8 protein-coding genes are annotated in these 8,214 nt (G+C 74.1%); all 8 read right to left on the bottom strand.

The window, feature by feature from the left end; genetic code table 11:
• Positions 1–127: 127 nt before the first annotated feature.
• The gene (locus tag WML84_RS10720) at positions 128–1,555 is read right to left on the bottom strand and encodes an FAD-dependent oxidoreductase (protein WP_347346136.1); all 1,428 of its coding nucleotides are present in this window, start codon (positions 1,553–1,555) and stop codon (positions 128–130) included.
• Complete coding sequence (cobA, locus tag WML84_RS10725) at positions 1,552–2,331, bottom strand: uroporphyrinogen-III C-methyltransferase (RefSeq protein ID WP_347346137.1); 780 nt, start codon at positions 2,329–2,331, stop codon at positions 1,552–1,554. Before cobA ends, WML84_RS10720 begins: the two co-directional genes overlap by 4 nt.
• Positions 2,328–3,284, bottom strand: a complete 957-nt coding sequence (locus WML84_RS10730) for an ABC transporter permease (RefSeq protein WP_347346138.1) — start codon at positions 3,282–3,284, stop codon at positions 2,328–2,330. The genes cobA and WML84_RS10730 overlap by 4 nt, the downstream gene beginning before the upstream one ends.
• Positions 3,274–3,987 carry an ABC transporter ATP-binding protein gene (locus WML84_RS10735; protein WP_347346143.1) on the bottom strand — a complete coding sequence of 238 codons (714 nt, stop codon included), beginning with the start codon at positions 3,985–3,987 and terminating at the stop codon, positions 3,274–3,276. The genes WML84_RS10730 and WML84_RS10735 overlap by 11 nt, the downstream gene beginning before the upstream one ends.
• 98 nt (positions 3,988–4,085) lie before the next feature.
• Entirely contained in the window at positions 4,086–5,171 is a 1,086-nt protein-coding gene (locus WML84_RS10740; RefSeq protein WP_347346139.1) for an ABC transporter substrate-binding protein, read from the bottom strand.
• Positions 5,172–5,210: 39 nt separating this feature from the next.
• Positions 5,211–6,524 carry a GTP-binding protein gene (locus tag WML84_RS10745; protein WP_347346140.1) on the bottom strand — a complete coding sequence of 438 codons (1,314 nt, stop codon included), beginning with the start codon at positions 6,522–6,524 and terminating at the stop codon, positions 5,211–5,213.
• Positions 6,524–7,438: a sulfate adenylyltransferase subunit CysD gene (gene cysD / locus WML84_RS10750; protein WP_347346141.1), complete on the bottom strand. Its 915-nt coding sequence runs from the start codon at positions 7,436–7,438 to the stop codon at positions 6,524–6,526. Before cysD ends, WML84_RS10745 begins: the two co-directional genes overlap by 1 nt.
• Positions 7,435–8,178 (bottom strand): phosphoadenylyl-sulfate reductase, encoded by a 744-nt coding sequence (locus WML84_RS10755; protein ID WP_347346142.1) that lies wholly within the window; start codon positions 8,176–8,178, stop codon positions 7,435–7,437. The genes cysD and WML84_RS10755 overlap by 4 nt, the downstream gene beginning before the upstream one ends.
• Positions 8,179–8,214: the final 36 nt, after the last annotated feature.

Below are 8,214 nucleotides of genomic sequence, written 5' to 3' on the forward strand. Positions count from 1 at the left end.
TGCCCGCCCACACCCGCGGCCCCGCCGTCGTCGCCTGGGCCGGCGACCCCGGCATGCCCGCCCACACCCGCGGCCCCGCCGTCGCCGCCTGAGCCGACGGCCCTGGCATCCCCGCCCGCGCGCACGTTCACGACCGGATCAGCGTGTGGTCGCGCGCGACGGCGACCTGCTCGTCGCGCGGCACGACCTTCACGCGCTCGCGCGTGTGGACGTGCCCCGCGCCGAGCGCGCGCTCGTACGCGTCGAGGGCCAGCCATCCGGGCCACGTCGTGTACTCGACGCCGAGCTCGTCCAGCCGCTCGCGGATGTCGCCCTCGCCCTGACGGGGTGCGAGCGCTCCCGCGGCGGCGTCGGCGACGAGGTGCGCGACGGTCTCCATCGCGTCGGACTTGGTGTGGCCGATGAGGCCCACCGGTCCACGCTTGATCCAGCCGGTGGCGTACAGCCCGGGCACGAGCGCGCCGTCCTCGTCGTGCACGCGGCCCTCGACGTTGGGCACCACGCCGGCCGCCGCGTCGAACGGCGCGCCGGCCACCGGCGTGCCGTAGTAGCCGACCGCGCGGTAGACCGCCTGCACCGGGACGTCGCGCAGCTCGCCGGTGCCGCGCACCCCGCCCTGCCCGTCCGGCGCGGTGCGCTCGAAGCGCACGGCCCCGACGCGCTCGACGCCGTCGCGCTCGTCGCCGACGCGCTCGTCGCCGACGCGCTCGTCGCCGAGGATCTCGACCGGCGCGTGGTGGAAGTGCAAGTGGAGCCGCCTGCTCGCCGTTCCCGTCTCACGGGCGCGCCACGACTGGAGCGTCCGCAGCATGATCTTCAGCTGGTTGCTGGGCGCGGCGGCGGGGTCGACGCCGTCGAAGTCCTCGTCGTACAGGACGATGTCGACGTCGCGGACCTCGCCGAGCTCGCGCAGCTCGATGGGCGTGAACTTGATGCCCGCGGGTCCGCGCCGGCCGAACACGTGCACGTCGGTCACGGCCGACGTCTCCAGGCCCGCGAGGACGTTGTCGGGCACCTCGGTCGTGCGCAGGTCGACGGCGTGCTTGGCGAGCACGCGCGCCACGTCGAGCGCGACGTTGCCGTTGCCGATGACGGCGACGGATGCCGCGTCCAGCGGCCATGCGGTCGACACGTCGGGGTGCCCGTCGTACCAGGCGACGAAGTCCGCGGCACCGTACGAGCCGGCCAGGTCGATGCCGGGGATGTCGAGGTCGGCGTCGCGGATCGCCCCGGTCGCGAGGATCACGGCGTCGTAGCGGGCGCCCAGCTCGTCGAGCGAGAGGTCGCGGCCCACCTCGACGTTGCCGAGGAAGCGGATGGCGCCGGCATCCAGCATCTCGTGCAGCGAGGTCACGATGCCCTTGATGCGGGGGTGGTCGGGGGCGACGCCGTAGCGGATGAGGCCGTACGGGGCGGGCAGCGAGTCGAACAGGTCGATCGCGACCGTGCCGCCGGTCTCGGCGACCGCACGGGCGAGGAGGTTGCCGGCGTAGATGCCGGCCGGTCCCGCGCCGACGATCGCGACGCGGAGGTCGAGTGGGGAGGGAGCGGTCACAGTGATGCGGCCTTTCGTTCGGAGAGCGCGAGCTCTTCGGGGGCGTAGGGGCTGAGAGAGACGACGTCGCCGACGACGACGACCGCGGGCGAGCGGACGCCGCGTGCGGCGGCCTGATGGATGATGGTGGCGAGCGTGCCGACGGTCACGCGCTGCGCGGGGCCGAAGCCGTCCTCGACGATCGCGACCGGGCAGTCCGCGCCGCGCTCGCCGCGGGCGAGGGTCGCCGCCGCATGCGCGAGCGTGCCGATCCCCATGAGGAGCACGACCGTGTGGTCGCGGCCGCCGCCGATCGCGCGGATCTGGTCGTGGCCGGTGACGACCGTGAAGGCCGTCGCGACGCCGCGATGGGTGAGCGGGATGCCGGCGATCGCGGGCACCGAGACCGCGCTGGTCACGCCCGAGACGACCTCGACGTCGACGCCCGCCGCGCGGCAGAACGCGAGCTCCTCGCCGCCGCGGCCGAACACGTACGGGTCGCCGCCCTTGAGGCGCACGACGCGCCGGCCCTCGCGGGCGAGGCGCACGAGCAGCTCGTTGATGGCGTCCTGCGGCACGGCGTGGTAGCCGGGGAGCTTCCCCACGTCGATCACCTCGGCGGTGATGACGATGCCGTCGGCGGCGAGCCCGTCGAGCACCGCGCGGGCGCCGAGGCGGTCGGCGACGATGACGTCGGCCGCCTCCAGCGCCCGGAGGCCCTTGAGGGTCAGGAGCCCCGCGTCGCCGGGGCCGGCGCCCACGAGCGTCACGTGGCCGCGGGTCGGGACGAGGTTCATGCGGTGCCTCCCACGAGCAGTCCGCGGCGGCGCAGCATGCGCCGCTCGACGGGGCCGAAGACGACGAGCTCGACGAGGATGCCGATCGCGAGGATCAGGATGATCGTCGCGAGCACGCCCGCCAGGTCGGCGAGCTCCCGGTTCTGCTGCAGCATGGCACCCAGGCCGAACCCGATCGTGCCGCCCATCGCGATGATCTCCGCGGCCATGAGCGAGCGCCACGAGAACGCCCAGCCCTGCTTGAGGCCCGCGAGATAGCCCGGGAGCGCCGCGGGCAGGACGATGCGGGTCGCCTGGGCGAACGCCCCGGCGCCGAGCACGGTGCCCACGCGGCGCAGCTGCGGCGGCACCTGGTCGACGCCCGAGATGAGGCCGTTGACGATCGAGGGGATCGCGCCCATCAGGATGACGAAGTACACGGTGGCATCCGACAGCCCGAACCAGATGATCGCCGCGGGAACCCACGCGACCGACGGCAGCACCTGCAGGCCCGAGACGATCGGCCCGACCGCGCGGCGCAACGGTCGCACCTCGGCCAGCAGCAGCCCGAGGGGCGTGCCCACCGCGATCGCGATGAGGAAGCCGACGACGCCGCGCTCGAGGCTCGTGCCGACGGCGAGCTGCAGGCGCCCGCTGTCCCACGCCGTGCCGAACGCGCTCAGCACGTCGAGCGGACCCGGGGCGATGTCGGGGCGCGGCTGCGCGATCGCGACGTACAGCTGCCAGGCGACCAGGAGGACCGCGACGAACACGAGCGGCGGCACGACGCCGGCCGCGATCGCGCGCAGCCGGCCGGGCGAGCGCTCGCCGGTCGTCTGCAGGCGATCGAGGCCGGAGGCGAGCGAGCGCAGCTCGGCGTCCGACACCGCGGGCGCGGTGCCGGACTCCGCGGCGGGGCTCGCTATCCTCGCGAGCGAGCTTCCGGGGCTCGCGACAGTGCTCTCAGGAGGCATTTCGACGGATCTCCTTCCGGAGCCGGTCGGTGATCTCGGTCACGAGCCGCGCCGACGCGACGTCGGAACGCCGGGCCCCGGTCCGCCACTGCCCGGCGACGCGCCCCGGGCGGCTCGACAGCAGCACGACGCGCTGCCCGAGACGCACCGCCTCGGCGACGTTGTGCGTCACGAACACGATCGTGCGGCCGGTCGTGCGCCACACACGCTCGAGCTCCTCGTGCAGGAGGTCGCGCGTGATCGCGTCGAGCGCCGCGAACGGCTCGTCCATCAGCAGCACCGGGCGGTCCTGCGCCAGCGCGCGGGCGAGCGCCACGCGCTGCCGCATGCCGCCGGAGAGCTCGTGCGGCCGTTTGTCGGCCGCGTCGGCGAGGTTGACGACGTCGAGCAGCTCGCGCGCGCGTTCGCGGCGCTGCGCGCGGGGGATGCCGCGCAGCCCGAGCGCCAGCTCGACGTTGCGGGCCGCGGTGAGCCACGGCATGAGCGCCGACTCCTGGAACATGAGCGCCGCACCCTGCGCCGGGATCTCGACCGTGCCCGAGCTGGCGCCGTCGAGGCCCGCGATGACGTTCAGGAGCGTCGACTTGCCGCAGCCGGACGCGCCGACGAGGCACACGAACTCGCCCGGCTGGACGTCGAGGCTCACGCCGTCGAGCACGACCGGACCTGCGCCGTACCGCTTCGACACGTCCTTCAGGCGGATCGCCGGCTCGGTCGCCGGGGGAGGCGGCGCGCTCGTGAGGTCGAAGCTCGGGGCGAGCGGGGCGACCGCCGGGCGCGCGTGCGCGGGCCGTGTCGCGGTCACGAGTCGCCGTCCTCTCCGAGCCCGCCGGCCGAGACCGTCTTCGCGTCGCGCTCGGCGAGGAGGCCGTTGAGCAGTCTCAGGTCGAAGAGGCCCTCGATCGAGCCCTTCTTCTGCGTCCCGGCGGCCACGCCGTTGTCGACGAGCTTCTGGAACGCCTCCGCGTGCGGGTCGGGCGCGAACGTCACGTTCTCGAGCGCCCGCGCGATGACCGCGTCGTCGAGCGGCTTGCCGGTGTCGGCCGCGAGCTTCGCGTTGATCGTGGTCGCGGCATCCGCCCCGTGCTCGTCGAGCCACGCGAGCGCGTCGAGGTGGCCGGCCAGCAGCGCCCGTACGGTCTCGGGGTGCTCGTCGAGGAACTCGGCGCGCACGAGCAGCACGGTCGTGGGGAAGGCGCCGTCGGGCCACAGATCGGCCTCGTCGACGAGCACGTGCGCGCCCGCGTCGACCACGAGCCGCGAGACCCACGGCTCCGGCAGCCACGCGCCGTCGATGCCGCCCTGCTGGAACAGGGTGAGCGTCTGCGCGTTCTCGGTCGGCGTGATCTGCACGTCGCCGCCTCCGCTGGTGTCGGTGGTGAAGCCCTCGTCCTGCAGCCAGCTGCGCAGCGCCACGTCCTGGGTGTTCCCCAGCTGGGGCGTGGCGAGGGTCGTCCCGGCCAGGTCGGCGGCCGAGTCGATGCCGTCGCGGACGACGAGCGCGGCGCCTCCGGTGGTGGCCCCCGCGACGACGCGCGCGGACTGCCCGCCGGACTGGATGAACGTGTTGATCGACGGGTTCGGCCCGATGTAGGCCGCGTCGATCGCGCCCGCCGACAGCGCCTCGACGGCCGCGGGGCCGGCGTTGAAGATCTGCGTCGTCAGCGTGGTGTCGCCGAGCTCCTCCTGGAACAGGCCCTCCTCCAGTCCGACCAGGGCGGGCGCGTGCGTCACATTGGCGAAGTAGCCGAGCCGCAGCTCGGTCGCCGGCGTCCCGGTCGCGTCCGCCTCTCCGGTTGAAGCCGGCTGCGCGGGGGAGGCGCCGCAGCCCGCGAGCACCATGGCCGCCGCAGCCAGTGCGGTGAGAGTGAGAATCCGGGTCTTCATCGTTCGCCTCCTTCGGGCGTGTCGGTGTGCGCGGCCGGTTCAGCCGAGCACGGTGCCGGCGGCGAGCGTGGCGCCGTCGGACGGGTGGATGACCAGGAACGAGCCGCTCGCGCGATGGCGCGCGTACGGCTCGACCGGGAGCTCGGCGGCGAGGCGCAGGCGCGCGCGGCCGATGTCGTTGACGGCGAGGGCGGATGCCGTGACGTGCACGAACGCGTTCAGGTCGTAGCTGCTGGTGACCTCGACGATCGCCTGCACCGTCGCGGTGCCGTGCTTGACGAGCACGCGCGCCCCCGAGGCCAGCGGACGGGCGTCGAGCTGGAAGAGCTCCGCCTCGATCTCGCGCCGGGCGGGGGCGAGCGAGCCGGCGGCGGCCACGACGGCGCCGCGCGCGGCGTCCACGTCGTCGGCCAGGCGCAGCGCGACCGATTGCGGCACGTGCGCCTCGTCGGTCTCGGCGCCCCCGACGTCGACGCCGGTGACGGTGGTCTCCACACCGCTCGGGAAGATCGTGACCCGATCGCCGACGCGCACCGACCCCGACGAGATGCGCCCGGCCACCGCGCGATAGTCGCGGTGGCGCTCGGCGGCCGCGGGGTCGGCGGCGAGCGCGGGGGCGAGACCGCCCTGCGGGCGCAGCACGAGCTGCACCGGCAGCCGGAACGCGTCGAACGCGCCGTCGAGCTCGTCCTGCGAGGGGAGGCCCTCCAGCAGCTCCAGCAGCGCCGGCCCGTCGTACCACGGCGTGCGCGGCGAGCGCTCGACGACGTTGTCGCCCTCCAGCGCCGAGACCGGCAGCACGTGCACGTCCTCGATGCCGAGCTCGTCGGTCACCGCCCGCACCTGCGCGGCCACGGCGGCGAAGGCGTCTTCGCTGAAACCCAGCAGGTCGATCTTGTTGACCGCGACGACGACGTGCCGCACGCGCAGGAGTGCGAGGACCGCCAGGTGCCGCCGGGTCTGCTCGAGCACGCCCTTGCGGCCGTCGACGAGCACCACGACCGCGTCGGCCGTCGTCGCGCCGGTGACCATGTTGCGCGTGTACTGCACGTGCCCGGGGCAGTCGGCGAGGATGAACGACCGCGCGCCGGTGGAGAAGTACCGGTACGCGACGTCGATCGTGATGCCCTGCTCGCGCTCGGCGCGCAGGCCGTCGGTCAGGAGCGCGAAGTCGAACGCGCCGTGCCCGAAGCCGCGCTCGGCGCTCGTGCGCGCGACGTGCTCGAGCTGGTCGGCGAGGATCGCCTTCGAGTCGTGCAGCAGGCGCCCGACGAGCGTCGACTTGCCGTCGTCGACCGAGCCGGCCGTCGCGAAGCGGAACAGCGTGCCAGGGGTGGTGAGGGTCGCGGTCATCAGAAGTATCCGTCCTTCTTGCGGTCCTCCATGGCGGCCTCCGAGAGCCGGTCGTCGGCGCGCGTCGCGCCGCGCTCGGTGAGGGTCGACCGGGCGACCTCGGCGATGATGGCGCTCACGTCGGCGGCATCCGACTCGACCGCGCCCGTGCAGCTCATGTCGCCGACCGTGCGGTAGCGCACGGTGCGACGCTCGACCCGCTCATCGGGGCGCGGCGGCGAGAACTCGCCGACCGGGCGCCACATGCCGTCGCGGTCGTATACGTCGCGCTCGTGCGCGAAGTACAGCGGGGGGAGCGGGATGCCTTCGCGCTCGATGTAGCGCCAGACGTCGAGCTCCGTCCAGTTCGAGATGGGGAACGCGCGCACGTGCTGGCCGGGCGTGTGACGGCCGTTGTAGAGGCTCCACAGCTCGGGACGCTGGTTGCGCGGGTCCCACTGGCCGAACTCGTCGCGGAGCGAGATGATGCGCTCCTTCGCGCGTGCCTTGTCCTCGTCGCGGCGGGCGCCGCCGAAGACGGCGTCGTGGCGGCCGGCGGCGATCGCGTCGAGGAGCGGCAGCGTCTGCAGCGGGTTGCGGGTGCCGTCGGGGCGCTCGTGCAGGCGTCCGTCGTCGATGTAGTCCTGCACGCGCGCGACCTCGAGGCGCACGCCGACGCGTGCGGCGGTCTCGTCGCGGAACGCGAGCACCTCGGGGAAGTTGTGCCCGGTGTCGACGTGCAGCACGGGGAAGGGCACGCGGCCGGGGAAGAACGCCTTGGTCGCGAGGTGCAGCACCACGACCGAGTCCTTGCCGCCCGAGAACAGCAGCACGGGCCGCTCGAACTCCGCGACGACCTCGCGGATGACGTGGATGGCCTCGGCCTCGAGCAGGCTGAGCGTGTCGAGGCGTGCGGCGGTGATCGTTCCGGTCATAGGTGCAGCCCGCATTCCGTCTTCGAGAGGCCGGCCCAGCGGCCGGCCCGGGGGTCCTCGCCCGGGGCGACGGGCCTGGTGCACGGCTCGCACCCGATCGACGGGTAGCCGTGGGCGATCAGCAGGTTCACCGGCACCGCGTGGGCGCCGGCGTAGCCGAGCAGGTCGTCGAAGGTCCAGGCGGCGACCGGGTTCACCTTGACGAGCCCGTTGCGCTCGTCCCACGCCACGAGCGGCGTGCTCGTGCGCGTCGGCGCCTCCTCGCGGCGGACGCCGGTGAACCACACCTCGTAGCCCGCGAGCGCCTCGTGCAGCGGCTCCACCTTGCGGCGCGCGCAGCACAGGCCGGGGTCGCGGGAGTACAGCCTCTCGCCGAACGCGGCGTCCTGCTCGGCGACGGTCTGCTCGGGCAGCACGTCGACGACGCGCACGTCGAGCGCGCGCTGCACCTCGTCGCGGGTGTGCCGCGTCTCGGCGAAGTGGTAGCCGGTGTCGAGGAACAGCACGTCGACGCCCGGCAGCTGCGCCGCCACGAGGTGCGGCAGGGCGGCGTCGGCCATCGAGCAGGCGACCGCGACGGCATCCGTCGAGAAGTTCTCGGCGACCCAGCGGACGACCTCGGCGGGGGATGCCTCGTGGCCGGTCAGACTGCCGAGCTCGGCGTTGCCCGACTCGGCGAGGGCGCGCAGCTCGTCGGCCGTGCGGTGCGCGGTCGCGCGCGGGGCGAGGGAGACGGTCATGCGAGGGCCTCCTCGACCTGCTCGTCGTGCGCCGCG

This window comes from Microbacterium sp., from assembly GCF_039812165.1.
Classification (GTDB): domain Bacteria; phylum Actinomycetota; class Actinomycetes; order Actinomycetales; family Microbacteriaceae; genus Microbacterium.

What these genes read in the sequence shown, in the direction of transcription:
- cobA (WP_347346137.1), bottom strand. Translation starts at nt 2,331, where the DNA reads ATGAACCTCGTCCCGACCCGCGGCCACGTGACGCTCGTGGGCGCCGGC.
- WML84_RS10730 (WP_347346138.1), bottom strand. Translation starts at nt 3,284, where the DNA reads ATGCCTCCTGAGAGCACTGTCGCGAGCCCCGGAAGCTCGCTCGCGAGG.
- WML84_RS10740 (WP_347346139.1), bottom strand. Translation starts at nt 5,171, where the DNA reads ATGAAGACCCGGATTCTCACTCTCACCGCACTGGCTGCGGCGGCCATG.
- WML84_RS10745 (WP_347346140.1), bottom strand. Translation starts at nt 6,524, where the DNA reads ATGACCGCGACCCTCACCACCCCTGGCACGCTGTTCCGCTTCGCGACG.
- cysD (WP_347346141.1), bottom strand. Translation starts at nt 7,438, where the DNA reads ATGACCGGAACGATCACCGCCGCACGCCTCGACACGCTCAGCCTGCTC.
- WML84_RS10755 (WP_347346142.1), bottom strand. Translation starts at nt 8,178, where the DNA reads ATGACCGTCTCCCTCGCCCCGCGCGCGACCGCGCACCGCACGGCCGAC.